Below are 26521 nucleotides of genomic sequence, written 5' to 3' on the forward strand. Positions count from 1 at the left end.
TTCGCCGGCAAGCCGGCTCCTACGGAGAGTAGGGACCGGCCTGCCGGCGCAGGCGGCTCAGCGCGGCTTCTGGCTGAACGCCGAAGCGGCAATGCCCCACTGGCCCAGCCAGTAGAAAATGATGATCAGGTAGGGCGCGGCGTCGAAGGCCAGCACGAAGCGGCTGATGCCGATCAGGCTGTCGGAGAAGGCAAAGCTCAGGGCGCCCAGCGCTGCCAGTACCGCGGACCGCGTGGGCACCGCTGAGCCGAGGCGTGCCAGGGCGCGCCAGAGCATGGCGCTGATGGTCAGGGCGTAGACGATCACCGGCACCAGCAACGGCCCCAGGCCGTGGGAGATCAGGATGCTCAACAGCACCGCGCCAATGGCCAGTGCCACCAGCAAGGGCAGCAGCGCCGGGCGCCGGCAGTCGCTGAGATAAGCCTTGAGGTAGGCCAGGTGCGCCACCAGGAAGGCTCCGAGACCGAACACGAACAGGTCCGTGGGCCAGGCCAGCAGGACATCCCCCAGCACCGAGAACAGCAGGCCGATGATGATCCAGCGCCGGTAGTCCCCGGGCGGTGCATCGTGCAGCCAGCCCAGCAGGGCCAGCACCGGCAGTGGCTTGACCAGCAGGCAGAGCAGGGTGGCATGCACGCTGACGCCGTAGAGGAAGGTCGCGGCGCCCATCAGCGCCAGTATCAGCCAGCCCATGTCAGTTCACCGTGATCGAGCAGTCGAAGGCCTTCACCGGGGCCTCTTCCGGTGCCCAGGGTTGCTGGTAGGTCAGCAGCAGCCGGCCCTGGCCGCTGGCGAAGGCCTGGAAACGCCAGGTCGACTGCCCGCCACTGCCCACCAGACCGGTGTCTTCGGGGTTGCTGTAGACCTCGGGGCTGACCTTGCGCAGGATGCCGCCGGCCGAATCCTGGATCGCCCAGCGATAACCGGTGGTGGGGTTGCTTGGCAGGGTGAGGATCAGGTTCTGCCCATTGTGCAGTTGCAGCGGGCATTCACTCTGGTTTTCAACGGTGACGTTCTGCTTGGGCTGGCTGGCGCAAGCGGTCAGCAGGGCGAGGCTGAGCAGGGCAAGAAGGCGGGGTGTGGGCATGGGTCAGGAAGCTCCGATCATTCATGACGAACGGCGAGCATAACTGAAGATGATGGGCGGTGTGGGGAGGGGAATAAAGGTTGGCGGTTATGGCCTGTTCGCCGGCAAGCCGGCTCCTGCGAGGGGGGCCCTGCAGGAGCCGGCTTGCGGCGAAAGGGGTTAGAACAGCACTTTGGCCACGTCGGCAAAACGCTTGGCAAAATGCACGGTGATGCCTTCCTTGAGGTAGTCCGGCAGTTCTTCGAAATGCCCGCGGTTGGGCTCCGGCAGGATCAGCTCGTGGATCTTCTGGCGCCGCGCGGCGATGACTTTCTCGCGCACCCCGCCAATGGGCAGCACGTGGCCGGTGAGGGTCAGCTCGCCGGTCATGGCCACGCCTTTCTTCGGCGGCTGGTTGCGCGCCAGGGACAGCAGGGCGCTGGCCATGGTCACCCCGGCACTGGGGCCGTCCTTGGGGGTGGCGCCTTCGGGAACGTGCAGGTGGACGAAGGCTTCGTCGAAGAACTTGCTGTCGCCGCCGAATTGCTTGAGGTGCGAGCTGACGTAGCTGTAGGCGATCTCCGCCGATTCCTTCATCACATCCCCCAGTTGCCCGGTGAGCTTGAAGCCGCGGTTGTGGGTGTGAATGCGCGTGGCCTCGATAGGCAGGGTGGCGCCGCCCATGCTGGTCCAGGCCAGGCCGGTGATGACCCCGGTGCCGCTCAGGACCTGCTCGTTACGGAACACCGGCATGCCCAGGGAAGCCTCCAGGTCCTTGGGCGCGATCTTGATCGTGGCGTCCGGCTCGTCCAGCAGCTTGACCACGGCCTTGCGTACCAGCTTGCCCAGTTGTTTCTCCAGCTGGCGCACCCCGGCTTCCCGGGCGTAGCCATCGATCACCGTGCGCAGGGCGCTGTCGCTGATGCTCAGGCTGGTCTTGGCGACACCGGCCTTTTCCAGCTGCTTGGGCCACAGGTGGCGTTTGGCGATGGCCAGTTTTTCTTCGGTGATGTAGCCGGACAGGCGAATCACTTCCATACGGTCCAGCAGCGGGCCGGGAATCGAATCCAGGGTGTTGGCGGTGCACACGAACAGGACCTTGGACAGGTCCATGCGCAGGTCCAGGTAATGATCGAGGAAGTCGACGTTCTGCTCCGGGTCCAGGGTCTCCAGGAGGGCCGAGGCCGGGTCGCCCTGGTAGCTCTGGCCCATCTTGTCGATCTCGTCGAGCATGATCACCGGGTTCATCACCTCCACTTCCTTGAGGGCCTGCACCAGCTTGCCCGGCTGGGCGCCGATGTAGGTGCGGCGGTGGCCCTTGATCTCGGCTTCATCACGCATGCCGCCGACGCTGAAGCGGTAGAACGGCCGCCCCAGGGATTCGGCGATGGATTTGCCGACGCTGGTCTTGCCGACACCGGGTGGGCCTACCAGCAGCACGATGGAGCCGCTGATCTCGCCCTTGTAGGCGCCCACCGCGAGGAATTCGAGGATACGGTTCTTGATGTCGTCGAGCCCGGCGTGGTGCTTGTCCAGCACCTTGCGCGCGTGCTTGAGGTCGAGCTTGTCGTCGCCGAAGACGCCCCAGGGCACGGCGGTGGCCCATTCCAGGTAGTTGCGGGTAACCGCATATTCCGGCGAACCGGTCTCCAGGATCGACAGCTTGTTCATTTCCTCGTCGATGCGTTTCTGCGCCTGGGGCGGCAGCACTTTGCCAGTCAGGCGCTGTTCGAACTGCTCCAGGTCGGCGCTGCGGTCATCCTTGGTCAACCCCAGCTCCTGCTGGATCACCTTGAGCTGCTCCTTGAGGAAGAACTCGCGCTGGTGCTCGCCGATCTTGCGGTTGACCTCGGCGGAAATCTCTTTCTGCAGGCGCGCCACTTCGACTTCCTTGCGCAGCATCGGCAGGACTTTTTCCATGCGCTTGAGCATGGGCACGCAGTCCAGCACTTCCTGCAGTTCGTTGCCGGTGGCGGAGGTCAGGGCGGCGGCGAAGTCGGTCAGGGGCGACGGATCGTTGGGGCTGAAGCGGTTGAGGTAGTTCTTCAGCTCTTCGCTGTACAGCGGGTTGAGCGGCAGCAACTCCTTGATCGCATTGATCAGCGCCATGCCGTAGGCCTTGACCTCGTCGGTGGGCTCGCTGGGCTGATGGGGGTACTCGACCTCCACCAGGTAGGGCGGACGATGGTGCTTGAGCCAGGTGCGGATGCGCACCCGGGTCAGGCCCTGGGCAACGAACTGCAGCTTGCCGTTTTCACGGCTGGCGTGATGGACCTTGACCAGGGTGCCGTACTCCGGCAGCGCGGAGGTATCGAAGTGCCGCGGGTCCTCCTGCGGGGTGTCCATGAAAAACAGGGCAAGGGAGTGATGCTCGGATTTGCTCACCAGTTCCAGGGTTTCGGCCCAGGGCTCTTCATTGACGATGACCGGCAATACTTGCGCAGGAAAGAAGGGACGATTGTGAATCGGGATGATGTAGACCTTGTCCGGCAGATTCTGTCCGGGCAGGGCCAGGCCGGTGCCATGGGCAGCCTGGTGTTCGGTGTTTTCCGGATCGACGTAGTCACGTGGATCTTCGGGAAATTCTTGCTGGTCGCTCATGGAGGCTCCTGCGCGATGGACTATGCAGCTTAGATGGGGCAGGTCGCCGCGGGTTTCAATGGGGGACTGGTTTCAGCGTTTTTCCGAAGCGGTGGGAAATGCCGCTGCATCGCCTCTTGCCCTGGCAGAGAAGCGTTGCATAGCCGCGGTCTAGGCTGTTCTTGCTGCATGCCTGGGGGTTTTTGCGAAGGGATTCAAGCTCACTTGAAGGGGCTGCTTGACATGGGTTGTCAATAAAATGACTGCGATGTCACCTGTTTTATTGCGTGATCTTGTGTAATTTGAGGATTAATCTGATTGCCCGGAATGCCGGAATGAAGCTGGCATTTATTTGACGCGCGCATTCAGCTTCTCAGAGGGATGGGTATGAAGAAGGGATTTTTCAGCTTCCGGCAGGGGTTATCCGCGTCGGCCTTTTCAAGGCCCGCCGGGGACTTGGAGCGACTGAGAGCAGCCTTATGAAGTGGCGCCGAACCTTTCAGGCAAGGATTGTCGGGGTGCTGGCGCTATTGCTGTTGGTATTGATTGCCGCGGTTTATTTCGCGGTCAAGACCGCCACTACCCAAGCGGTGGAGCGCCAGGCGCAATTGCAACTGAAGATCGGCACCCGGGTATTCGAACGGCTGCTGGACTTGCGCGGTCGCAACCTGCAGTACGGTGTCGACTGGCTGGTGGTGGATTCCGAGTTTCGCCGGGCGGTGCTCAGCGGCAAGCCGGTGGATATCCTTGCCGCCCTGGCCCAGCATAGCGGCGGCATCCGTTCCAGCGAGATGTTCGTGCTCAGCCCCGAGGGCCGGGTCATCGCCAGCACCCTGCCGGTGATCGCCCGGGACCAGCACTTTCCCTACGACCAGGCCCTGCGCCGGGCCATGCGGCACAACACCCACATGCTCTTCGTCGCAATCAAGGGCCGGCCCTATCTGCTGGTCCAGGGGGAAGTGCTGGAGTCGCTACCCATCGCCCGGGTAGTGATGGGCTTTCCCATGGATGAGCTGTTTGCCCAGGAACTGCGCTCCATGAGCAACCTGGAAGTGTCGTTTCTGACGGTCGATGGTCAGCATCCCGGCGAGCTGTTCAGCACCCAGCCGGAGTTCTTCTGGTCGCCCATCATCAATGTCCTGGCCGACTCCCTGTGGCAATCCCTGCCGCAGTTGAGCGAGACCCATGGCCAGCGTTTCCTCAACCAGGCCTTGCAACTGGCCAATACCGGGGATGCCGGCGATCCGCGGGTCATGGCCTTGCTGCAAAGCCCCCTGGAGCAGGCGTTGCAGGCCTTTGCCCCGCTGGACCGGGAGTTCATGTGGATCGCCATGGTGGCGCTGGTGGTCTCCCTGGTCTGCGCCCTGCTGATGGCGCGGCGGGTATCGCGGCCCCTGGAAGACCTGGCCCAGGCGGCAAGGCGCATCGGTGCCGGTAACTATCAGGCCCCGGTAACCATCAAGCGCAGCGACGAGTTCGGGGTGCTGGCAGATGCCTTCAACGCCATGCAGAGCGCCATTGCCACCCGCGAACGGCAACTGGCCCACAACGCTCTGCATGATCCGCTGACCGGGCTGCCGAACCGGGCCCTGGCCATCGAACGCCTGACCAAGGCCATTGCCGCCCGGCGCAATGTGGTGCTGCTCTACCTGGGCATCGACAACTATCGGGCGATCAACGAAGGCTTTGGCACAGAAGGCCTGGACCAGATGATGGGCGAGCTCAGCCGGCGCCTGCGAGAAGTATTGTCCCAGGGCGATACGGCGGCCCGGATCACCGCCAGTGAATTCCTCCTGCTGCTGGAGAACACCGAACTGGACGGGGCCATGGCCATGGCTGACCGGCTGCATGACCTGCTCAGCCGGCCGCAACTGATCCAGGGCGATGAGGTGCGCCGGCAGATCTGCATGGGGATGGCGGTGTACCCCGCCGACGGCAAGTCCGCCGAGGAACTGATCAGCCGCGCCGCTATCGCCCGCCATGATGCTTCGCTCAAGCCCGGTTACTTGCAGGTCTACCAGCAGGACCGAGACCTGGCTCACCAGCGGCAGATCAGCCTGATCCGCGACCTGCGCCGGGCGGCCGCCGAAGGTGAGCTGTTCCTGTTGTACCAGCCCAAGCTCGATCTGCGCCGGGACTACCTGCACCAGGCCGAAGCCCTGCTGCGCTGGCAGCACCCGGTGTTCGGCGTGGTCTCGCCGGCGGAATTCATTCCCCTGGCCGAGCGCACCGGCAGCATGCACAGCCTCACCGCCTGGGTCATCGAAGCCTGTATCCGCCAGCTGGCGGAGTGGAACCGCCGGGCCCTGCCCGTACGTCTGTCACTGAACATCTCGGCCAGCGACCTGGAGGACGACGGCCTGGAGGTACGGGTCAGCGATTACCTTGAGGGCTATCAGGTGGCAGCCGAACAGTTGGTGTTCGAGATCACCGAGAGCGCCATCATGCGCGACCCGGAGCAGGCCCTGGCCGTGCTGCAACGCTTGCGCGGCTGCGGCATCAGCCTGTCGGTGGACGATTTCGGTACCGGCTATTCATCCCTGGCGCAGTTGCAGCGCCTGCCGGTGCAGGAACTGAAGATCGACCAGTCGTTCATCCGCAATCTGGATGAAACCAGCGGCGATGCGGTGATCGTGCGTTCCACCATTGAAATGAGCCACAAGCTGGGGCTCAAGGTGGTGGCCGAAGGCGTGGAATATGAGCATTGCCTGAAATTGCTGGAAAGCTGGGGCTGCGACACGGTGCAGGGCTATCTGATCAGCCGACCGTTGCCGACCGAGGCCTTTGAGCGCTGGCTGGTGAACTCCCGGGTGTCGAGCTGAAAGCTGGATGGCCGAGGGGCCATCCAGGGGGCGCGCTCAGGGGGCGGCGGACTCAGCCTTGGTCAACAGGCTTTGCAGCTCCGGTTCTATGCCTTCCTCACTGAGGTTGTCCATGATTTCCAGAATGCAGGGCGCATAGCGGGGCTCGATGGCCGCTTCCGACCAGTCCAGTTCATAGATCGCCATGACCCTCACGTCCAGGTAGGGCGAATCCACCAGCAGGCGTTTCAGCAGCTCGATGGCCGGCGGGCTGCGCAACTCTCCCAGGGACACCGCGCAGCGGTGCTGCCAGTACTCGGGGCGCGACAGCAGGGTTTCGCCGAGGCGTTGCCATTGCGCCGGGGTAAAGGCGTGGAGGACTCCCTTGGCCACCTGCTCGGTGGTGTATTCGTTCCAGTTGGCGGCTTCCGAGTCACCGAACCAGTGGTGTAACCGTTCAAACAACTCATCACGCTTATCCGTACTCATGATGTCTTTCTCCTGCGAGGGCGGTCGCGCCAGCACGCTGTTCCTGGCGTGCCGCCCAATGCCATGGCGTTTATACCGGCGTGCCAGAACCGATGCTGCCTCATTTGCGCAGGGCTTCCCAGCATTAACGGCGCGCGCTGACCAACCGTGTCTTGGCATTCTGGTGCAGGCCGCCCGATAGCGCGGCCCCGATTGTCCCGGTTTACCAGGTGCCGGCGAACTTCACCGCCGCCGCGGCGCGCGACGGCACCTTGAGGGTATGCAGCAGGGAAGACACGTGGATGCGCACGGTGAACGGCGAGATATCCAGCTCTCGGGCGATTTCCTTGTTGGTCTTGCCCTGGGCGATCAGGCGCAGGACTTCCTGTTGCCGGGTGGTCAGCTGGCTCACTTCGGCGCAGGCGTCCAGGGGCAGCAGCAGGCCGGAAGGCGCGTACTTGACCACCACGTCGCCTTCGCGGATGGCCTGAATCGCCTGGCCGATCTCGTCCGGGCTGATGCTCTTACCGATGAAACCGTCGGCCCCGGCGGCCATGACTTCGGCGATCAGGTCCTGGTTGTCGACCATCGACACCACGATGATCGAGGTGCGCGGCAATTGCTGGCGCAGGCCGGCAATCATGCTGACCGAGGTCAGGCCGGGAAAGCGCAGGTCGAGAATCAGCGAGTCCGGCTCCTCGCCGCTCTCGGCCAGGGCCATTACCGCAGCCAGGTCGCCGGCCTCTTCGAGCACGGCATCGGGCAGCAAGCGCTGGATGGTGCGCAGCATGCCTTCGCGAAACAACGGGTGGTCGTCGGCGACGATAATCCGGCATGTCATGTTTGAAACTCCTTGAAACATCCAGTCCTGTGGGCATGCTAACTTGGCGCACGGCGTTGTAACTGCCCGCTGGTCGTGTCCGATGGGCCAGTTTGCCGAACGGCAAAAGACCACGGCAGCGCATATTGCACAAGGAGGTGATTGCATGAAAGTTGAGAAAGACAGTGAACTCGATCAGGCCACCCTGCGGATTATCGTGGCCGGATGCGCCCTGGTCTGGTTTGGCGTGATCGGCTTCCTGCCGGGGCAGGATGTGGATCCCTACGTGCCGGTGATGATCTACATTTCCCTGTTCATGCTGGGTTCGATCGTGCTGCGCATGGCCATTGCCCGTTGGCCCGGGCACTACCCGGCGCGGCGCATCCTGGGCATGGTCTATGACTACACCGGCACCTGTTACGGCCTGGTGGTAGGCGGCGAGGGGGCGCTGCCGATCTATGCGGTGATGGTCTGGGTCAACCTGGGCAATGGCATGCGTTTCGGCTCGCGCTACCTGGCCATCGCCACCGTGCTGGCGCTGTTCGCGCTGTTCATGGTCTACCTGCTGACCCCCTATTGGCAGGCCCAGCCCTACATGGTGCTGATGCTGATGATCACCAGCACGGTGATCCCGGTGTACGCCCACATCCTGCTCAAGCGCACCCGCCTGGCTTCGGAAGAGGCGATTGCCGCCAACCTGGAAAAGTCCCGTTTCCTGGCCCAGGCCAGCCATGACCTGCGCCAGCCGATCCACTCCATCGGCCTGTTCACCGCCTGCCTGCGCGAAGCCAGCCTGGGGGTGGATGAGCGGCGCCTGGTGGACAACATCGATCGTTCGCTGCTCAACGTCTCGCAGTTGTTCCGCTCGATCCTCGACCTCTACACCCTGGACAACGGGCGAGTGCAGCCCAAGTACGAAACCGTCCACCTGGGCGAACTGTTGCGCGACCTGGTACGCCAGAATTCCGAGGCGGCGCGCTGGGCCGGTGTCGAACTGCGGCTGCGGCCCTGCGCCCATTGGGTGCGGGTCGACCCGGGGCTGTTGGCGACCATGGTGCAGAACGTACTGTCCAATTGCTTCAAGTACGCCGCGGAACGGCCGGTGCTGATTGGCGTGCGCCGGCGTGGCCAAGGCCTGGCCATTGTCATCTATGACCAGGGCCGGGGGATTGCCGAGGAGCATCTGCCGAAGATCTTCGATGAGTTCTACCGGGTTCGCCAGGTACGGGACAAGGACGTCGAAGGCGTCGGCCTGGGCCTGTCCATCGTCAAGCGCCTGGGGCAGATGACTGACCTGCAGGTAATGATTCGTTCGCGGGTCGACCACGGCACCACGGTCAGCCTGCACGGCCTGTCACTGGCCGCGCCACAGCGTTTGCACGGTCGTGACGAGGCGTTGCAGAGCGGCTTGCTGACCGGGCTGCGGGTCTGTCTGGTGGAGGATGACCGTAACGTGCTGCTGGCCACTTCGGCGCTGCTGGAGCGCTGGGGCTGCGTGGTCCAGGCCGAATCGAGCGGGGAGAACCTGCTGACCGATTGCGACATTATCGTCGCCGACTATGACCTGGGCACCCGGGCCTCGGGTATCGAATGCATCGACAGCATCCGTCAGCAGCGGGGCTGGGAAGTGCCGGCGCTGATCATCACCGGGCACGACATCGAGAAAATCCACGCCGCCCTGCACGACCGCAACATCGCCATCCTGTCCAAGCCGGTGCGGCCGGTGGAACTGCGCAGCACCTTGCGAGCCCTGCGCGAGGCACCGCTGGTGCCTGCCCACAGGGCTGCGGCGCCAGAGGCAGTTACCAGGTCCGGCACGGGATAAGCAGGGGGTAGTTGGTCATGGTCAGCTTCTTGTTCTCGCCGCTGGCCAGTTCGACGAAGTCATCCAGCATGCCCGAGTACGAAGAGATCGAACTGCGCTCGGTGTAGTAGTGGGTGGTCACCGGCCCGTAGTTGGTGTTGCTCTGGCCGGTGCCCACGTACTCGTTCCAGCGGCTGGTGCCGTACACCATATCGTGGCCCTGGACGAAGTAGCGGCCCGGTTGCAGCCCCGTGAACTGGAAGATGCCGTTGCCGTCGGTGCGGGTCACCCGGTGCACGGCCAGGGCCTCGGGGACCATGCTCACCGGTGCGCCTTCGGGTTGGGACGCGCGCAACTTGTGCCAGGCCTGCAAGTGCGGGGTGGCCGGGTAGAGATAGATCTCGACGTTGCGGCTGTCTTCGATACCGTCATTGCCGACGATACAGAACTTGCCGGTGAGCGTTGCGGTGCCGGGTTGCAGCGCGGCGCGCGCGGCCTGGGTGTCGAAGGGCTCGTCGGGGTACTGCACGGTGGGAATCTTGACTGGCGGGTATTCGTCCAGGGTTCGCCCTTGGCGCGGCGCGCAGGCAATCAGGGTACAGGCGAGCAGGGCCAGGCCTGTCACCATGAAGAGACGGGGTTTCATCAACTCAGGACCTTTTCAGGAGGGAGTGGTGCTCGCCCGACGCTGTCCCGCTGCTACACCGGTGCAGCCCGTCGCGGCGAACCTGGTTGGCCAGGGGCTAGCGGTTTATTGCTTGCTGCACTCGGCCGGCAGCGCTACTGCTCCACCCATGGTGGCGAAGGCGACCATGCCGCCGCTGGGCAGTACGCAATTGTATTCGCCGGCACTGGTGCTGGCGGTGAAGTAGGTCTGGGACGCGTCGCTGCGCACGTTGGAAACCGTGGAAACCGGCTTGCCAAGGGTGATCTGGGCGCGGTTCTTGAGGTCGTCGTTGCTCGGTTTGGCGATGGCGCAACCGCCCAGGGCGAGTGCCAGGAGGCTGAGCAGGGCAACGGGGCGGAGGCTGGACTGGAGTTTCATGATGAATCTTCCTTGGTGTTGTTGTGTTTTCAACGGCGCAGCCGCTCCCGACACCGCAGGCTGGCAACGGTGGAGAGATCAGATGGTTGCCCGGCACTATAGCCCCGGGTTGGGGGAGGGTCGATTAGCACAAATGGGCTAATGTCGCTTTGCAATTACGGGACTGCTGGGCAGGCGAACAGGGCCGCTTGAGAGGGCCGGCGAGGCGCCGCCGGTCCTGGAGCCGGGGTCAGGTCAGCAGTTGTTCCTGCAGGCGTCGGCCCAGTACGTCCAGCAGGTCGCAGCCATCGCGCAGGGGGATGACGCACAGCTGGGCGAAGTCCTGGAGCAGGGCCGGGTTGCTCTGCAGGTTGTCGTGGCTGGCGATGTTCTCCAGCAACTGGGTGGCCGCGCGGATGCGGTGTGCGGCGGCTTCGTGGAGAGCGTCCAGCGGGGCCTGGGTGTCCACCAGCAGGGCGGGGATGTTGTAGTCGTTGCTGGTGAGGGGCATGTATTGCTCCACGGCTTTGTCCAAAGTGCAGGCTACAAACAGGTCAGGCATTTGCTGGTGCTTTGCGCGCCTGACGATATGGGGGGGCTTCCACACCCCTGTCACTGAGTTTTCAATGACCCCCAGACCTTAAGGGCAGAGCCCTTGAGGGGCAAGGTGATGCGATGGGACGTGAGTTGTAGGAATTTTCGGTGACCGTCCTTTGAAGGGCTGCCGGTCGAGCAAGATGGAATGACAAGCCCCTTGTAGGAGCCGGCTTGCCGGCGAAGAGGCCCGCAAGCCATGCAGCGCCCGGGCCCGCGCCTTCGCTGGCAAGCCAGCTCCTACGCAGAGGGCGAACGGCACAAAAAAAGGCGGCTACCAGAAGGTAGCCGCCTTTTTCACGCCTGCCGGTAAAGCTTATTCCGACAGTTTGTAGGCAATGATGTAGTCGCCCATCTTGGTGCCCAGGGAGCCGTGGCCGCCCACGACCACCAGCACGTACTGCTTGCCATCCTTGCCGGTGTAGCTCATCGGCGTGGCCTGGCCACCCGCTGGCAGGCGGGACTTCCACAGCTCCTTGCCGTTCTTCACGTCATAGGCGCGGATGTACTGGTCCAGGGTGCCGCTGAGGAAGCCCACGCCACCACCGGTAACCATGGAGCCGCCCATGCTCGGCACGCCCATCGGCAGGCCGATCGGGATTGGCGAGCTGTCACGGCTGGTGCCGTTCTTGTGCTTCCACACCACCTTGTTGGTGGTCAGGTCGATACCGGCCACGTAGCCCCAGGCCGGAGCCTGGCAAGGTACGCCGAGCGGCGACATGAACGGATGCATGATCACCGCGTAAGGCGCGCCGGTGTTGGGTTGCACGCCCGAGGTCTCGCTTTCGCGCTTGCTCCCGGCGGCCACTTCGGCACGCGGCACCAGCTTGGAAACGAAGGCCATGTAGTTCGGGCTGGTGAACAGCAATTGACGGACCGGGTCCAGCGAGACGCTGCCCCAGTTGAACACGCCGACGTTGCCCGGGTAGATCAGGCTGCCCTGCACCGATGGCGGGGTGTACTGACCTTCATAGCGCAGTTCCTTGAACTGGATGCGGCACAGCATCTGGTCGAACGGCGTGGCACCCCACATGGCTTTCTCGTCCAGTGGCGGCGGCAGCAGGTTCAGGTCCGAACGGGCCTGGGTCGGTGCGGTGTGGTCGCCTTCGACTGCGCCGGTCGGGGCCGGTACTTCACGGATCGGCACGATCGGGGTGCCGTCGCGACGGTCCAGTACGTACAGGCTGCCTTGCTTGGTCGGCTGGATCAGCGCCGGCTTGACGCCGTCCGCGGTCTTCATGTCCAGCAGAGTCGGCTGGCTGCCCACGTCCATGTCCCACAGGTCGTGGTGGGTGAACTGGTAGTTCCAGCGCAGCTTGCCGGTGTCGATGTCCAGGGCCACGGTGCCGGCGCTGAATTTCTCGGCGCCTGCGGTGCGGTTGCCGCCCCACTGGTCAGGCATCTGGTTGCCCAGTGGCAGGTAGACCATGCCCAGTTTCTCGTCGACGCTGGCCAGGGACCACATGTTCGGCGAGTTGCGGGTATAGGTCTTGCCTTCCGGCAGCGGAGTGGTCTCGTCCGGGTTGCCCGAGTCCCAGTTCCACACCAGGTGGCCGTCGTGCACGTCGAAGGCGCGGATCACGCCGGACGGCTCGTTGGTCGACTCGTTGTCGGTCACGTGGCCGCCAATGATCACCAGGTTACGGGTGATGGCCGCCGGGGAGGTGGAGTAGTAGCCGCCCGGGGTGAATGGGCCGATACCGGCCTTCAGGTCCACGGCGCCCTTGGTGCCGAAGTCTTCACAGACCTTGCCGGTGTCGGCGTTGATGGCGATCAGGCGCGCATCGGCGGTAGGCAGGAACAGGCGACGCGGGCAGCTGGTGGCGATGGCCTGGCCCGCGGGGGACAGGGTGGCCGGCTGGCTGATGGCGTCGGCGTTCTTGAAGTTGGCTTCGTCGTAGTACGACACGCCACGGCAGGTCATGTGTGCCCAGCCACGGAAGTCGTCGCCGTTGGGGCCCTGGATCTGCGGATCGAAGCGCCAGATTTCCTTGCCGGTATCCGGGTCCAGGGCCAGCACCTTGCTGTGGGCGGTGCAGGCATAGAGCTTGCCGTTGACCTTCAGCGGGGTGTTCTGGTTGGTGATTTCCACCGGGTCCTTGTCGGTCGGCATGTCGCCGGTGCGGATGCGCCAGGCTTCCTGCAGCTTGCCGATGTTGGCCGGGGTGATCTGCTTCAGCGGCGAGTAGCGATCGCCGAACTCGGTGCGGCCGTAGGCCTGCCATTCACCGTCGGGGATGGCCGGCGCGGTGCTGGTCATGTCCGCGGTGTCGCGGCCCAGGTCACCGGAGATTTCCCCAGGGTTAGTGAACTGGCTGCCAATGGCGGCGCCACCGGCCAGGACCACGGCCACGCTCAGGGCAGCGGTGCCCAGCGGGGCCGGGCCATCGCGCAGCAGCGGGCGACGGAACCAGGGCAGCAGCAGGACCACGCCGAGGGCGAACCACAGCGACAGGCGTGGCACCAGTTGCCACCAGTCCAGGCCGATTTCCCATAGCGACCAGACGGTACTGGCGAACAGTACCAGGGCGTACAGGCCCAGCGCCGCGCGTTTACCGGCCAGCAGCAAGAGGCCGGTCAACGTCAGGCCGATACCGGCCAAAACGTAGTACAGCGAGCCGCCGAGCATGCTCAGCTTGATCCCCCCGGCCAGCAAGGCCAGGCCCATTAGCAGCAGCAAGATCCCGAGCAGGCTTGGCAGCAAGCGGCTCGGACTTGAAGCACCCTCAGTGCTCATAGTGTGGTTCTCCGTGACGTTTAGAGTGTTCCCGCGCATGTTCACTGTAGATGACGATCAGGCGCGGGCTTGGTTCAGCTGAAAACTGTGAATGGCGTCGTTGTGTGCCTGTCGGCCTTAGAACGAACTCTGGATCTTGATCCCGCCGATCAGGGCGTCGTCCACCCGGCTTACGCCGCCGGGGTGGCGGATGTATTGCAGGTTGGGGCGCACGGTCAGCCAGTTGGCCAGGTGCACGCCGTAGTACAGCTCGGCGCTGTATTCGGTGTCCTGGGGCGGCAGGTAGCTCGGGTTGTCGTAGTCGTAGAGCGCCCGGGCCTGGTTGCTGGCCTGGGCGTTCTTGCGGTACGCCGGGTTGACATGGACCCGGGCCAGGGCAAAGCCGATGTCATCCTTGGCCCGGGCATCGAACAGCCCCTTGTAGACCAGGCCCGCCTGGACATAGTTGTCGATGGCGTTGGTCTTCTTGTCGTGGGCGGTGACGTTGGCGAACAGGCTCAGGCCGCGGGAGTGGTCGCTGGCCTGGCTGGTGACCTGCTGTTGCGCGCCCAGCCACAGGCCGTGCTTGCTGGAGCTGCTGCGGTAGGCCTCGCCGGTCAGGGCTGCAGGCTGGCCATTGCCATCCTTGTAGACGTCGCTGGCCTTGGCGCTGCTGTAGTAATAGCCGGCGCGGTACTCACCGGCCAGGCCGTTGAGTTTGGGTGTCCACACCAGTTCCACTGGCAACAGTGTGCCCTGGGTGCCGCTGCCGCTGAGCTTGAAGCCGTTGTCGCGATCGAGGTTCGAGGGGTTCTGCTCATAGGCACCGATCTGCGCGTAGAGCTCGGCGTTCAGGTGGTATTTGACCCGCAGGGCCCACTGGCTGACCGGCCAGTTGTACCAGACGCTGCCGGCCCAGTTACCCACCTGGGAGCCGCAGAACGCCAGGTTCTGGAAGTCGCAGGGAAAGCTGTTGAAGTCTTCGCCCTGGCCGAAGCGGCCGGCCTTGATGTCGAGCTTCTGGTCGAAGAATTTCTGCTGGTACCACATTTGCGTCAGGCGCCAGGTCTGGCCGCGGCCCCAGACTTCCTGGGCCGAGGTGAAGCCGCCGACCCGCGGGTCGTTGATCCGGTCGTTGCTGATGTTGTCGCCGTCGCGCTTGGTCACCGTCAGTTGGAATTCGGCGTCGTCCCAGCCGAGGATCTTCTGCAGGTCCAGGTGGCTGCCGAAGGCAAACTGGTCGCTGTAGCGCGCGGTGCGGTCGTGGTCGTAGCCACCGTGCAGGTTGGCGCCCATCTCGCCGACGTAGTCGATCTTGAAGTCGTAGCCTTTGTTGGCCAGTTCCGTGCGGGTGCCATTCCAGTCGCCGAGCATCCACGGTGAGTCACTGTCGAAGGCCGGTGCGGCCTGGGCGCAGGCGGCAAATCCAAGGGCGCCGAGTAGGCTCAGGCTCTTGGGCAGGGCGACGGAAGTCAGGACAGCGCTGTCTTTTAAACGCTGAAAAGTGGGCATAGGCATTCGGATAAGGTCTTTTTCTAGGAATAGGCAGAAGCAAGGGCATGGCGCGTAGCATCGATGCAGGTTGATCGAGAACGGCAGGCCACTGATTTCAAAGGGAAAGATGAAACGGTTCAGCTTTATTAGGGGGCTAAGGATAAAGCGCCGTCTCCGGGAGAGAAAGCGCTTTTATTGACATGAACAGTTTCGCAATCGGTAACAGTTCCCGGCCCGGGCTCTGCTCAGCGTGGGGCGCTGGCCTGGGCGAGGCTGGGTTTGTGCCGGGTGTGGCTCAGAGCAAAGTGCGCCACCAGGCCGAAGATCAACCCCCAGAACGCGGCGGCCAGGCCCAGGAAGCTCATGCCCGATGCCGTGACCAGGAAGGTGATCAGCGCCGCTTCACGCTGTTTTTCGTCGGCCATGGCGCCGCTCAACCCGGCGCTGATGGCGCCGAACAGGGCCAGGCCGGCCAGTGCCGCAATCAGTTCCTTGGGTAGGGCGGCGAACACCGAGGCCAGGGTCGCGCCGAAAATCCCCATGAGGATGTAGAACAGGCCGCAGGCGATCCCGGCGATGTAGCGCTTGTCCTTGTCTTCATGGGCTTCGCGGCCGGTGCAGATGGCAGCGGTGATGGCCGCCAGGTTGATCCCGTGGGAGCCGAACGGCGCCAGCAGTGCCGAGGTGATGGCTGTCCAGGAAATGATCGAGCGGGCCGGGGTGTTGTAGCCGGCGCTGCGCATCACCGCCATGCCCGGCACGTATTGCCCGGTCAGGGTGACCAGGGCCAGGGGCAGGCCGATGTTGATGATGGCGTGCCAGCTCCACTCGGGAGCGATGAAGATCGGCTGGGCCACCGCCAGGGTGATGGCACCGCCATTGAGTTCGCCCAGGCCTGCGGCCATCGCGCAGCCCACCAGCAGCACCGCGAGGATCGCGTAGCGGGGTGACAGGCGCTTGCCCAGCAGGTAGGCGGCGATCATCGCCAGCACCAGGGCCGGTTGCAGGCTGACCGAAGTGAACAGGCCGGCGCCGAAGCGGAACAGGATGCCCGCCAGCATGGCGGCGGCAATCGCCTTGGGCAGGCGGCTCATGAGCTTGTCGAAGGCCCCGGAAAGCCCGACCAGCGCGATGAGCAATGAGGCCACGATGTAGGCGCCGATGGCCTGGGGCAGCGACACCGTGGGCAGCATCGACACCAGCAGCGCCGCGCCGGGGGTGGACCAGGCGGTGATCACTGGCACTTTCAGGCGCCAGCTCAGCAGCAGGCCGGTGAGGCCGCTGCCGATGGAGATGGCCCAGATCCACGATGACACCTGGTCGCTGGGCAGATGGGCTTCGCGGGCGGCCTGGAACACGATGATCAAGGGGCCGGCGTAGGAAATGATCACGGCGATCAGGCCGGCGATCACGGCGGAGAGGGACAGGTCCTTGCTGAGACTGTGCATGGCATCTCGACTGGGCATGGGTGGGAGGGATTGAGTCGATTGGGTTGGTGTTGGTTGAGTGTATTTCAATGAATTGAATCGATTCAATTGTTTCTCGGGATGGCTCTACCGAAGCTGGCTATGTTTTGTTGGTAAGTTAATGATTTATAAGAATTTATAGATAATATAAAAACTTTTTAGCGGTTTTGAGTCGCCAGTTTGGCTTGAAGATCGAATCAATTTTCCAAATGAGTCGATGTTAAGAGGCGATCCATGGCTGTGATATGCTCCGGTCCACCTCAACGCAGCCGATGGTCATCAGCCTCCATGTGGGTTCCCCAGTTAAGCGAGTTCAATCAACCGGTCTACCTGTCCATCGCCGACGCCCTGGCGCGGGATATCGGCAGCGGTTTGTTGAATGATGGTGACCGCTTGCCGACCCTGCGCGAGCTGGCGGTAACCCTGAATGTCACCCCTGGCACCATCAGCCGCGCCTACAGCGAAGCTCAGCGGCGTGGGTTGGTGCAGGGCGAAGTCGGCCGCGGCACTTACGTGCTGGCGCAGCCGCCGCTGGTGTTGCCCGAAGGTTCCAGCGCTCCGTCCCTGTCCCTGGGGCAGGCCGAAGCCCTGGACCTGTCGATCATCAAGCCCTACAGCGAAACCCTGGAGTACTGGTTGCGTGGCGCCCTGGTGGGCATGGCCCGCAGCAGTGACTTCGGCCGGGCGCTGGACTACGCCCCCGATGGAGGCCACCCGGCTCATCGCGAGGCCGGGGCGCAGTGGTTGCGGCATTCCTTGCCCGAGGCCAACTGGCAGCAGGTGGTCATTACCTCCGGTGCCCAGCACGGGCTGATGGTGGCCATCAGCGCCCTGAGCAACGCCGGCGACCTGGTGCTTTGCGAGTCGCTCTGCTATCCGGGCATCATCTCCGTGGCCCACGGCCTGGAGCGGCGCCTGCGGGGCGTGGCCATGGATGAAGAGGGAATACTCCCCGAGGCCCTGCGCGAGCAGTGCCTGCGGGAAAAACCGGCGCTGCTGGTGTGCGTCGCCAGTTGCCAGAACCCCACCACGGCGATCATGTCGCCAAGGCGTCGGGCGCAAATTGCGGCAATCGCCGAAGAGTTCGACTTCCTGATCATCGACGACGATATCTACGGCTTTCTCGCCACCGATCCGTCGATCAAGCCGCTGTCGAGCTATGCGCCGCAGCGTTCGGTGTACCTCACCAGCCTGTCCAAGGCGATCATGCCGGCGTTGCGCGTGGGTTACCTCTACAGCCCGCCAAAGCTGCTGTCGCGGCTGAGTTCCATGGTCCGTAGCAGCGTGTGGATGCCGTCGCCGCTGACCGCGCAATTGGCCAGCAATGTGATTGTCGAAGGCTTGGACCGCAAGCTGGTACAGACCCAGCGCAATGAAGCGGCAGCGCGCCAGGCGATTGCCCGGGACGTGTTTGCCGGCCTGGAGATCCGGACCCAGCCCCACAGCTATCACCTGTGGCTGACCTTGCCGGAGCCCTGGACGGGCGATGAGTTCGCCACCCTGGCCCGAGCCAATGGCGTGCTGGTGATGAGCGGCAGCCAGTTCCAGGTGGAACGCGGTGCCAGCTCCCGTTGTGTGCGGGTGGTATTGATGTCGCCCACCACCCAGGACGAGTTGCGCTTTGCCCTGACCCAGCTGGCCAGCCTGATCGAGGCTGACCCGCGGCGTTACCGCTAAACCCTTGGCCGGCAAGCCGGCTCCTACGGGGCCGTGTAGGAGCCGGCTTGCCGGCGAACAGGGCCCTAAAAGGTAGTACGCAACCCCACTTCCACACTGCGCCCGGCGGCCGGCGCGATATCCCGCAGGATCGAGCTGGCATAGCGCACGGTCTGGTTGGTCAGGTTCTCGCCCTTGACGAAGGCCAGCCACTGGCTATGTCCGATATCGAAGCGATAACCGGCACTGGCGCCAAAGGTGGTGTAGCCATCGGTGCCGCTTTCGTTGTCCGGCACCCGGCCCTGGCTGGCGGCATGTTGTACATCCAGGCGTGCCTGCCAGCGGTCCAGTTCCCACAGCAGGCCACTGTTCAGGCGCAATGGAGCGATGCGGGGCAGGTCCTGGCCGTTATCCAGGTTCTTGGCCCGGGTGTAGTCGCCGGACAGTTCCAGGGCGAACTTGCCGTAGGCGTTTTCCCCCAGGGTCCAGCGATCCTGGGCCTCGATCCCACTGAAGCGTGCCCGCACTCCGCTGTAGGCGTATTCCGGGATGCCTGTCGCATCTTCTTCGCCTTCATCGTTGAGGGTGCGCCCCGTGCCCAGCAGGCCGATGTAGTTGGAGAAGTGGCTGTAGAACACGCCGACGCTGCCTTTGTGGATGCCGTTGTCGAAGCGTAGGGCCAGGTCGCTGGACACGGCTTTTTCCTTCGATAGCTTGGCGCTGCCCACTTCATAGGTGCCGGTGGCGACGTGGGCGCCGTTGGCATACAGCTCGTAGAAGGTCGGGGCGCGCTCGGTGTAGCCCAGGGTCGCGGCCAGGGACCAGACCGGGGTCAGGGTGTAGACCGCCCCCGAGGACAGGCTGCCGGCGGTGAAGCTGCTGGACTTGTCGGCCTGGGCGAAGCGTGCGTTGCCCTTGCTGTCCGGGTCCACGGTGGTGTGTTCCAGGCGCCCGCCGAGGCTGAGCCGCAGGCGTTCGGTGGCTTGCAGTTCTTCGAGGATGAACAGCGCGCCGCTGTTGGTATCGGTCTGTGGCACGAAGGCTTCTTCGCCCAGGGCGGAGAATTCGTTGCGGTTGACCTGTGCACCGATCACCCCTTCGAGCGGGCCCAGCGGCTGGTGCCGGGCCTCGACACGGGCCTCGTAGCCCTTGTTCTTGAAGGTGGTGCCGGTTTCACCGCCCTCGATCTCGCGGTGTTCGTAGTCGGTGTAGCCGGCGTTGAACTTGAGCGAGCTGAACGGGCCCTGGAGGTTGCGCAGTTCCGAAGCGAAGGCGTAGTGGTCCTGCTTCATGCGGATGCGCACGTCTTCTTCGGCGGGGGAGCCGTAGTTGGAGTCGTAGTTGCTGTAGGACAGGCCGGCATAGCCGTCGTCCCAGGTGTAGGAACCGCCGATGGCACCGCCGTCCTGGCGACCGTCGCTGTTGCCCAGGCGGCCTTTCTTGCCATCCCCGTCTTCACTGGCCGCAGCGTGACGGCTGCGGGCGTAGCCGGGAATCTTCAGGTCATTGAACTGCCGCGAGTTGGCATCCAGGTGCAGGGCAAAGGTGCCATCGCCGGCTTCCAGCTTGCCGGCGCTGCTGCGGGTGGTGTCGGCGCCGCCGTAGCGCAACTCGCCCGCCCCGTGGATGCCCTCGATGGCCTCGGTGGGAATCCGATTGTCGAAGCTGTTGACCACCCCGCCAATGGCGTTACCGCCGTACAGCAGGGCCGCCGGGCCGCGGACGATCTCGATGCGCTCGACGTTAACCGGGTCCAGGGGCACCGCATGGTCGTAGGACAGCGACGAGGCGTCGAGGGCCCCGACGCCGTTCTGCAGAATGCGAATCCGGTCGCCATCCAGGCCGCGAATGATCGGCCGGCTGGCCCCCGGCCCGAAGTAGGATGAAGACACGCCCGGCTGTTTGTTCAGGGTTTCACCGAGGCTGCCTTTTTGTTCCAGGGTCAGTTGGTCGCCTTCCAGCACAGTGCTTGGGGCGGCCAGTTCGGTGCTGCCCAGGGGGTTGGCGGTGATGACCTGCTGGGGCAATTCCACGGCATGGGCCTGGGAGGCGATCAGCAGCGCGGCGGACAGTGGCGACAGGCGCCAGAGCAGGGAGCGAGAAGGGCGGGGAGTTGAGCGGGACATCGGTCATTCCTTGGCGAACAGAGCGCTAGGCGCTTTGAGTCAGTGAGCAGGCGGGACACGGGGGTGCCCAAAATACGGGTGAGTTGTTATTGATTGATACAATATAACATCTCTTTTATTTCGAAAAGCCAGGAACTTTTCGCCGTTCATGCCCGATCGCCTCGGTGGCGGGCTGCGACTACAGTTACTCAAGCGTGCTGGCGCGGGGCCAAGCCCTCGGCTAAGGTGCGCGGCTTTCCTCATTTTCTTCCCGCAAAGGCCTGGCATGACCGACACCCACACCGACCCGCTGCATGGCGTGACCCTGGAACAGATCCTCAAGGCGCTGGTGGAACACTACGAGTGGTCGGGGCTGGCTGAACGCATTGATATCCGCTGCTTCAAGAGCGACCCGAGCATCAAGTCGAGCCTGACCTTCCTGCGCAAGACGCCCTGGGCGAGGGAGAAGGTCGAGAAACTCTATGTGAAGTTGCAACGCACCAAGCGCCCGCTTTAAGGAGCCCTATGGCTGGCTTCTCGCTGCCGGGGCTGTGCACTCGGCGTGGCCTGATTGCCGTGGCGGCGATCCTTGGCTGGTTCGGGCTGACCGTCCAGCTGTACCTGATCCTGCTGTTGCGCTGGGACAGTGGCGCCAGCCTGCTGGGCGGGCTGGTGAACTTCTTCAGTTTCTTCACCGTGCTCAGCAATACCCTGGTGGCCAGCGTGCTGACCTGCGCCCTCAACCTGCGGGTTTCCAAGGGGCAGGCGTTCATGCTCCAGCCCTGGGTCAGCGGCGCCGTGGCGGCGAGCATTCTGCTGGTGGGGCTGGCCTACAGCCTGCTGTTGCGCCACCTCTGGCATCCCCAGGGTTGGCAATGGCTGGCGGACGAGTTGCTGCATGACGTGATGCCGCTGCTGTTCCTGGTCTATTGGTGGTGTTGCGTGCCCAAGGGCGGGCTGCGGATGAGGCACATCGGGTGGTGGACGCTCTACCCGATTGTGTATTTCGCCTACCTGTTGCTGCGCGGGCACTTGCTTGGGCTGTACCCCTATCCCTTCATCTCCGTGGACAGGCTGGGCTACCCCCGGGTGCTGCTCAATGCCCTCGGGATATTGGCGGGGTTCGTCCTGGTATCCCTGCTGTTGCTGGGGCTGGACCGCTGGCTGGGTAAACTCCGGTCCCGGGCCCCGTAGGAGCCGGCTTGCCAGCGAGGGGGCCCTTGGGACCGCCTTCGCTGGCAAGCCAGTTCCTACCCTGATGCGCGATTATTCTTCTTCGCTGCTGTCCAGGCGCCAGTAACCGGCGGCCTTGACGAATTCGTCGTTGAGCTGGTGCTCATCCAGCAGCACTCGACGCACCTGGCGCGACACCTTGCTCTCGGTGGCTACCCAGGCATACAGCTTGCCTTTCGGCACCTGCAACTGGCGCACCGTGCTGATCAGGTCCTGCCCGCCTGCGTCCCGTTCAACCCAGATCACCTGCACCTGGGCGGCGCTGTCCAGAGCCTGGCGTTCGGCGGCGTTCTGCACCTCGATCACCGCCAGCACCTGGCGCCCGGCCGGCAGTTCTTCCAGGCGACGGGCAATGGCCGGCAGCGCGGTTTCATCGCCGATCAGCAGGTAGCTGTCGAAGATATCCGGCACCACCATCGAGCCCCGTGGCCCGCCAATGTGCAGGAACTGGCCCGGTGCGGCCTGTTCGGCCCAGGTGGAGGCGGGGCCGTCGCCGTGGAGCACGAAGTCGATGTCCAGCTCGCCCAACTCCAGGTCGTAGCGGCGCGGGGTGTAGTCGCGCATGGCGGGCATCGGGCCGCTGTCCTTGCCCGGGCCCAGTACCAGGGTTTCCAGGGCGGCTTGCTGTTCGGCGTTCTGCGGGAACAGCAGCTTCACATGGTCGTCGCTGCCCAGGCTGATGAACCCGGCCAGCTCAGGGCCGCCCAGGGTGATGCGGCGCATGCGCGGGGTCAGGTCGACCACGCGCAGCACCTCCAGGCGGCGGCGCTTGATCTCGTGCATGACCCGATGGATGGACAGTTCTGGGCTGGCAGTCATTGGCTTTTCTCCGGGGCGGGGTGGCTCACAGGACCATCGACAATGGCCTTGGCGGTGTTGTTCAGCAGGTCGCGCACCCGAAGGATTTCTTCCGGGCTCCAGCGGCCATGGTGCATTTGCAGGGCGTGGCGCAGGTTGTGCACCGCCTCGTGGATTTCAGCGGGGCGATCATGTCCGCGCAGGGAACGCTTGCTGACTTCGATACGCATGCGCACGCCGTCCAGGGCGATGGCTTGCTCCTGCAGGGACAGACGTCCGGCGTCGGTCACGCTGTAGCGCTTTTTGCCGCCTTCGGCATCGCCCTGGATCATTTCGCTTTCTTCGAGAAAGGTCAGGGTCGGGTAGATCACCCCGGGGCTGGGGCTGTAGGCGCCGTCGAACATGCTTTCGATCTGGCGGATCAGGTCGTAGCCGTGGCAGGGCTGCTCGGCGATCAGCGCCAACAGCAGCAGTTTCAGGTCGCCGGGGGCGAATACCCGGGGCCCGCGGCCACCGCGTTCGCGGCCCGGGCGGCGTTCGAAGATCTCATGGCTGTCCCCGTGCTCGCGATGGGGAGGGTGGTGGTGCTCTCTCATTTTCTCTTTCTCCGTTTCGATTTAGACATAACTTAAGATATATCTTAAGGGCGACGCAAGCACTTCTGCCTGCGGCAAAGCTGCCGTTTGTCGGAGAGAGAGGGGGCTGCCTGTCGTGATTCAGCGTTGTGCCACGCTGCCCAGGCATTGGGTGCCACTGCCCGGTTGCAGGTAGGGCATGAGGATCGGCGCCATGCCCTTGAGCACCTGCACCGGCAAGGCCGAGGTGAATCTGAAGGCCTGGGCCGAGGCCCCCGGCACGTAGGCGGTAAGGGTGCCGAAATGGTGGTCACCGATGTAGAACACGAAGGTTGCGGTGCGGTTGATGGATTTGGAGCTCAACACCCGCCCGCCGGCGCCAATGGCTTCGATGCGGTTGTCGCCGGTACCGGTCTTGCCGCCCATGGCCAATGGCGTGCCATCGGCCAGCTTGAAGCTGCCGGACACCCGTTTCGCGGTGCCGGCATCCACCACCTGCGACAAGGCCCCGCGCAGCGCCGTGGCCACCTCCGAGGGCATCACCCGCTTGCCCTTGTCCGGGTCGTTGAGCAGGCGGGTTTCATAGGGCGTGCCGGCGGCGAAGTGCAGGCTGTCGATGCGCAAGGTTGGCAGGCGCACGCCGTCGTTGAGGATGGTGCCCACCAGTTCCGCCAACGCCGCGGGGCGGTCGCCGGAGCTGCCGATAGCAGTGGCCAGGGACGGTACCAGGTGGTCGAACGGATAGCCGACGCTCTGCCAGCGCTGGTGGATATCGAGGAAGGCCTCGATCTCCAGCATGGTGCGGATACGGCTGTCGCGGGCACTGCGATGGCGGCTCTTGAACAGCCAGCTGTAGACCTCCTGGCGCTCGAACTCGCTGGCCTTGACGATCTGGGTGAAGTTCGCCTCCGGGTTGTTCATCAGGTAGCCCAGCAGCCAGAGGTCCAGGGGGTGGACCTTGGCGATGTAGCCCTGGTCCGGCAGGTCATAGGCGCCGGGGCCGTAGCTGGCGTAGAGCTTGTCCAGGCGCTCGTCGGTGAGCTTCTCGCTGACCTTGGCGCTCTTCATGTGGGCCCGGACGAAGCGGTTGAAGCTCTCCTGGCTGGCGTCCGGCAGCAGGTAGCGGTGCACGGCGGCGAGGCGGATTGCCGTGGGGTGCATGCTGTCGAGGAAGGTTTCCAGGCGCGACTGGGTGTCCTTGTTGCGGTACTTCTTCCAGAAACGCAGCAGGAACGAGGTGCCCTCACGGTCGGCAAAGCGTGCCAGGTACTCCTGGCGCCGCGGGTTCTGGTCGTCCTTGAGCAATTCGGCGCTGCTGCTGTCGCCGCCATAAGTGCTGTAGCGCACCAGGTCGCGCATCAGGCGGATGAACGGCAGGTTGATGGATTCGCGCAGGGCATCGCGCAGGGTCGGGCTGCGGCCGTTGTCTTCGTTGCGAAAGTTGTGGAAGTGATGCACCCCGCCACCGGTGAAGAAGGCCTCGCCGGGGCTGGCGGAGTAGGTGCGGTCCAGGGCGGCGTCGAGCATCTTCGGCAGGCTGCGGTCGCTGTTCTGCATCAGGTAGTCGAGGGCCCAGCGGCTCAGGCGGTCCTGCTCGTTCACCGGGATCTTTTTCAACTGCGCGGGTGTTTGCGTGGCGTACTTGTCGTGCAGCTCGGAAATGATCTGCAGGTAGGTGGTCAGCACCCGCAGCTTGGCGGTGGAGCCCAGTTCCAGCTTGCTGCCTTCGTTGATGTCGAAAGGCTGGTCGGTGCTGTCGGTCTGCACCCGCACCCGCGAGCCGTCGGGGGTCAGTTCGAACAGGGTGAAGCTGTAGCGCACCTGGGTGGTGCTGGTGGGGGTCAGCAGGCGTTCGCCTAGCACACCAATCTGCGCGGCGAAGGCCGGGTCCGCAAGGTGCTTGAGGTATTCGGTGGCCTGGCGCTGCAGGTCGCTCTGCAAGGTGCTGGTGGCCGAGAGGTCGAGGCGGTCCAGGTCATACAGTGGCCGGTTGAGCAGGGCGGCGAGGCGGCTGCGGGCGACGCTGATGCCCTTGTTGGTCTCGATCGGCTGAATGGTCGGCTGCTGCTGCCAGTCCCGGTAGGTCACCTGGCTGGCCAGGGCGGCGCTGCTCAGCGCCGGGTCGATGACGTTGTTCTGTGCCAGCAGGCGGATATGGCTGTCCGTCAGATCCGCCAGTTCTGCGCGCCCCTTGGCCAGGTAATGGGAGGGACGGCGCTGGGCAATCATCAGTGACAGCACCTGGCGCAGGGCCAGCCCTCGTGCGGCGAGGCTTTTCGAGTCCATGGCGGTGCTGCCGAGCACCTGGTTGACCTTGTCGAAGTCAGCGCCATACCAGACCCGCAGCCCCTCGGCCATGCCGTGTACTTCGCCGTGGCCGGGCACTGCGGACAGCGGCACGCTGTTGAGGTAGTCGCGCACGATGCGTTTGCGGGCCTCCAGGGTCTGTGGGCCGTCCTGATAGGCCCGCACGCTGGCGGAAACCATCTGCCGGATCTTCTCGCCCCCGGATACCGTCAGGCCATCCGGCGAATGGCGGTATTTTTCCAACTGGGTGGCCAGGGTGCTACCCCCGGCGCTCTGCCCCGGCAGGTGCAAGAGCCGGGCGATCTGCGACCAGGCGGCCTTGGCAAAGCGCGGCCAGTCCACCGCCGGGTTGGCCTCGGCCGGCTTGGGGGCCAGCAGATCGCGGTTCTCGATGAACAGCAGGCTGTGCACCACCAGCGGCGGAATGCTGGCAAAGCTCTCATACAGCTGTTGCGGGTAATTGAACTGGTACAGGGGCGCGGCGCGGCAGTCGGTAATGGACAGGCCAGCCTGGATCTTTTCGGTGTAGGGCACGAAAAATCCGCTTTTGCTGTAGTCCATCAGTGCCGGGGAGAAACGCGTCTGGGCGTCGATCAGGTAACCGCGCTTGAGCAAGCGTGGCAGGAACTCCCCCAGGGCGCTGTAGCCCAGGCGCCGGTCGAACGGCCCGGCACCGGGATAGAGCACGGCATCACTGGGGCCGGGCTCCAGGGAGTAGCTCAGGTCAGCGGCCAGCCGGCTGAATTCCCGGGCCTGGAGTTTCGAGGTGCGCATCTCCCGGGCAGCCGCAAAGCCAAGGGCAATCAGGGCGATCAGCAGCAACAGCCAGAACAGGCGCCAGGCATAACGGCGGGGTTTGCGGCGTTTCGGTAAAGGCGTTTCGTCCTCGCTGTGGCTTGGCACTGCGTTCTTATGCGAATCGGTCTGCCACAGAGCGCCCATAGTCGATTGATCCATTCACGCAGATTGATCGGACTTGCCTGAAGCTTAGTCGGTGGTGGGCGTCGGTGAAGA

At 64.2% G+C, this 26521-nt stretch carries 20 protein-coding genes; 5 read left to right on the plus strand and 15 right to left on the minus strand.

Annotated features, from left to right (window positions below; all coding sequences use genetic code 11):
• Window positions 1-57: 57 nt before the first annotated feature.
• The 3 genes from F6S12_RS03010 to lon form a co-directional block, all read right to left on the minus strand.
• A complete protein-coding gene (locus tag F6S12_RS03010) occupies window positions 58-693 on the minus strand; it encodes a lysoplasmalogenase (protein ID WP_011063178.1) in 636 nt (211 codons plus the stop codon).
• Window position 694: 1 nt separating this feature from the next.
• Complete coding sequence (locus F6S12_RS03015; protein WP_011063177.1) at window positions 695-1087, minus strand: protease inhibitor I42 family protein; 393 nt, start codon at window positions 1085-1087, stop codon at window positions 695-697.
• A 159-nt stretch (window positions 1088-1246) separates the two neighbouring features.
• Window positions 1247-3667: an endopeptidase La gene (lon, locus tag F6S12_RS03020; protein ID WP_011063176.1), complete on the minus strand. Its 2421-nt coding sequence runs from the start codon at window positions 3665-3667 to the stop codon at window positions 1247-1249.
• Between the two features lie 458 nt (window positions 3668-4125).
• On the opposite strand from lon, the gene F6S12_RS03025 reads away from it, so the two are divergent.
• Entirely contained in the window at window positions 4126-6468 is a 2343-nt protein-coding gene (locus F6S12_RS03025; RefSeq protein ID WP_015636861.1) for a putative bifunctional diguanylate cyclase/phosphodiesterase, read from the plus strand.
• Window positions 6469-6504: 36 nt separating this feature from the next.
• On the opposite strand, the gene F6S12_RS03030 is transcribed toward F6S12_RS03025, so the two are convergent.
• Together F6S12_RS03030 and F6S12_RS03035 are read right to left on the minus strand one after the other, a co-directional pair.
• Window positions 6505-6936, minus strand: coding sequence for a hypothetical protein (locus F6S12_RS03030; RefSeq protein WP_011063174.1), 432 nt, complete (start codon window positions 6934-6936; stop codon window positions 6505-6507).
• A 202-nt stretch (window positions 6937-7138) separates the two neighbouring features.
• Entirely contained in the window at window positions 7139-7756 is a 618-nt protein-coding gene (locus F6S12_RS03035; RefSeq protein WP_015636859.1) for a LuxR C-terminal-related transcriptional regulator, read from the minus strand.
• 145 nt (window positions 7757-7901) lie between these two features.
• On the opposite strand from F6S12_RS03035, the gene F6S12_RS03040 reads away from it, so the two are divergent.
• Window positions 7902-9560 (plus strand): hybrid sensor histidine kinase/response regulator, encoded by a 1659-nt coding sequence (locus F6S12_RS03040; protein ID WP_315868704.1) that lies wholly within the window; start codon window positions 7902-7904, stop codon window positions 9558-9560.
• Here F6S12_RS03040 and F6S12_RS03045 read toward each other — a convergent pair.
• From F6S12_RS03045 to F6S12_RS03070, 6 genes are all read right to left on the minus strand, one after another.
• Entirely contained in the window at window positions 9538-10185 is a 648-nt protein-coding gene (locus F6S12_RS03045; RefSeq protein WP_026019976.1) for a carboxypeptidase-like regulatory domain-containing protein, read from the minus strand. The two genes, F6S12_RS03040 and F6S12_RS03045, sit on opposite strands and share 23 nt — an antisense overlap.
• A 105-nt stretch (window positions 10186-10290) precedes the next feature.
• Entirely contained in the window at window positions 10291-10584 is a 294-nt protein-coding gene (locus F6S12_RS03050; RefSeq protein WP_015636856.1) for a hypothetical protein, read from the minus strand.
• A 229-nt stretch (window positions 10585-10813) separates the two neighbouring features.
• A complete protein-coding gene (locus F6S12_RS03055; protein WP_019093113.1) occupies window positions 10814-11125 on the minus strand; it encodes a hypothetical protein in 312 nt (103 codons plus the stop codon).
• 348 nt (window positions 11126-11473) lie between these two features.
• Complete coding sequence (locus F6S12_RS03060; protein ID WP_015636854.1) at window positions 11474-13894, minus strand: glucose/quinate/shikimate family membrane-bound PQQ-dependent dehydrogenase; 2421 nt, start codon at window positions 13892-13894, stop codon at window positions 11474-11476.
• Window positions 13895-14011: 117 nt separating this feature from the next.
• Entirely contained in the window at window positions 14012-15385 is a 1374-nt protein-coding gene (locus tag F6S12_RS03065) for a carbohydrate porin (protein WP_011063168.1), read from the minus strand.
• Window positions 15386-15612: 227 nt separating this feature from the next.
• Window positions 15613-16815, minus strand: coding sequence for a benzoate/H(+) symporter BenE family transporter (locus F6S12_RS03070; protein ID WP_053153559.1), 1203 nt, complete (start codon window positions 16813-16815; stop codon window positions 15613-15615).
• Between the two features lie 306 nt (window positions 16816-17121).
• On the opposite strand from F6S12_RS03070, the gene F6S12_RS03075 reads away from it, so the two are divergent.
• Window positions 17122-18510, plus strand: coding sequence for a PLP-dependent aminotransferase family protein (locus tag F6S12_RS03075; protein WP_053159944.1), 1389 nt, complete (start codon window positions 17122-17124; stop codon window positions 18508-18510).
• 65 nt (window positions 18511-18575) lie between these two features.
• Here F6S12_RS03075 and F6S12_RS03080 read toward each other — a convergent pair whose 3' ends face one another.
• Complete coding sequence (locus F6S12_RS03080; protein WP_072442625.1) at window positions 18576-20615, minus strand: TonB-dependent receptor; 2040 nt, start codon at window positions 20613-20615, stop codon at window positions 18576-18578.
• Window positions 20616-20880: 265 nt separating this feature from the next.
• Here F6S12_RS03080 and F6S12_RS03085 point away from each other — a divergent pair, with 265 nt between their 5' ends.
• Together F6S12_RS03085 and F6S12_RS03090 are read left to right on the plus strand one after the other, a co-directional pair.
• Window positions 20881-21111, plus strand: a complete 231-nt coding sequence (locus F6S12_RS03085; protein ID WP_019093117.1) for a VF530 family DNA-binding protein — start codon at window positions 20881-20883, stop codon at window positions 21109-21111.
• 8 nt (window positions 21112-21119) lie between these two features.
• Entirely contained in the window at window positions 21120-21788 is a 669-nt protein-coding gene (locus tag F6S12_RS03090; RefSeq protein WP_011063163.1) for a Pr6Pr family membrane protein, read from the plus strand.
• A 72-nt stretch (window positions 21789-21860) separates the two neighbouring features.
• Here the strand turns inward: F6S12_RS03090 and F6S12_RS03095 are convergent, their stop codons facing one another.
• The 3 genes from F6S12_RS03095 to F6S12_RS03105 all read right to left on the minus strand — a co-directional run bounded on the left by F6S12_RS03095 (window position 21861) and on the right by F6S12_RS03105 (window position 26449).
• Window positions 21861-22646 (minus strand): siderophore-interacting protein, encoded by a 786-nt coding sequence (locus F6S12_RS03095; protein WP_011063162.1) that lies wholly within the window; start codon window positions 22644-22646, stop codon window positions 21861-21863.
• Window positions 22643-23221 carry a PadR family transcriptional regulator gene (locus F6S12_RS03100; protein ID WP_011063161.1) on the minus strand — a complete coding sequence of 193 codons (579 nt, stop codon included), beginning with the start codon at window positions 23219-23221 and terminating at the stop codon, window positions 22643-22645. The genes F6S12_RS03095 and F6S12_RS03100 overlap by 4 nt, the downstream gene beginning before the upstream one ends.
• 120 nt (window positions 23222-23341) lie before the next feature.
• Window positions 23342-26449 (minus strand): transglycosylase domain-containing protein, encoded by a 3108-nt coding sequence (locus F6S12_RS03105; protein WP_315868705.1) that lies wholly within the window; start codon window positions 26447-26449, stop codon window positions 23342-23344.
• Between the last annotated feature and the right edge of the window lie 72 nt (window positions 26450-26521).

Source organism: Pseudomonas sp. JV245A, from assembly GCF_032424515.1.
GTDB lineage: Bacteria > Pseudomonadota > Gammaproteobacteria > Pseudomonadales > Pseudomonadaceae > Aquipseudomonas > Aquipseudomonas protegens.